The 1278-nt window shown below is 67.7% G+C and carries 1 protein-coding gene; it reads right to left on the bottom strand.

The annotated features are described in order from the left end of the window. On the bottom strand, positions 1-1248 hold a 1248-nt coding region (locus AB0D04_RS42700), incomplete at its 3' end, for an acyltransferase domain-containing protein (protein ID WP_362712886.1). Positions 1249-1278 lie beyond the last annotated feature (30 nt).

The raw sequence follows: 1278 nt of genomic DNA, 5'->3' as shown, positions 1-1278 counted from the left end.
CCGTACCTGACGCACCCAGTACGCCGGCGAGCACAACTCCTCCTCAGAAGCAGCCTCACCGGTGAGGGTGGAGATCACAGGAATCTGCGGCGCCCGGTACGTCAACTGCCCCGCTACCCGGGCGAACTCCTCCAGCATGCCGTCCATCCGATGCGAGTGAAACGCATGCGAAACCCGCAGCCGATTCGCCTTACGGCCCTGTCGCTTCGCCCACTCCCGCACAACCTCCACCGCATCGACATCACCGGACACCACCACCGACTCCGGCCCATTGACCGCAGCAAGCCACACCGACTCACCCAGCAGCGGGACGATCTCCTCCTCGCGGGCCTGGACAGCGAGCATCGCCCCGCCCTCGGGCAGCGCCTGCATCAGCCGACCCCGCGCAGCAACCAGCGTGCACGCGTCCTCGAGAGACAGCACGCCGGACACATGCACCGCCACCAGCTCACCCACCGAATGACCGACGAGTACATCGGGCGCGATACCGAAAGACTCCAGCAACCGGAAGAGCGCCACCTCGACCGCGAACAACCCGGCCTGCGCGTTCACCGTCTGGTTCAGCGCATCCTGGTCCTCGCCCCACACCACCCCGCGCACGGACGAACCCAACGCCCGCTCCAACTCACCACACACACCATCAAAAGCATCCGCAAAAACAGGGAAACGGTCGTACAACTCCCGCCCCATACCCAACCGCTGCGCACCCTGACCCGAGAACAACACTCCTACCCGGCCAGCACCAGCCGCCACCGGAGCCTGGCCCTCCACCACGTTGCGCGAGCCCAGTCCCCCAGCGGCCGAATCCAGGGCATCGAGCAGAGCGTCGATGTCCCGGCCCAGCACCACGGCTCGATGCGGCAATGCCGAACGCGTCGTCACCAGGGAGTGACCCACATCCGCCGGGGACCACTCCGGATGCTCGGCGACAAGCGCACGCAACCGTCGCGCCTGCGCCCGCAAGCCGGCCTCGGACTTCCCCGAGATCACCCACGGCAGCAGGTGTTCCGATGGCCTTACCACATCCTCCTCCGGGGCCTCGGGGGCCTCGGGGACGGGCGCCGCCTCAAGGATGATGTGGGCGTTGGTGCCGCTGATTCCGAACGAGGACACCGCCGCACGGCGCGCCTGCCCCGTCTCCGGCCACGACTGGGCCTCGGTCAGCAGCCTCACAGCCCCCGCGGACCAGTCCACATGCGAGGACGGCTCGTCCACGTGCAGCGTCTTCGGCAGCACCTCGTGCCGCATGGCTTGCACCATCTTGATGATGCCGGCCAC

The sequence above is a fragment of the Streptomyces sp. NPDC048483 genome, from assembly GCF_040651455.1.
In the GTDB taxonomy this organism is placed as follows: domain Bacteria; phylum Actinomycetota; class Actinomycetes; order Streptomycetales; family Streptomycetaceae; genus Streptomyces.
Note: the sequence above shows the minus strand (reverse complement) of the source record. Positions and strands in the feature narration are given on the sequence as shown.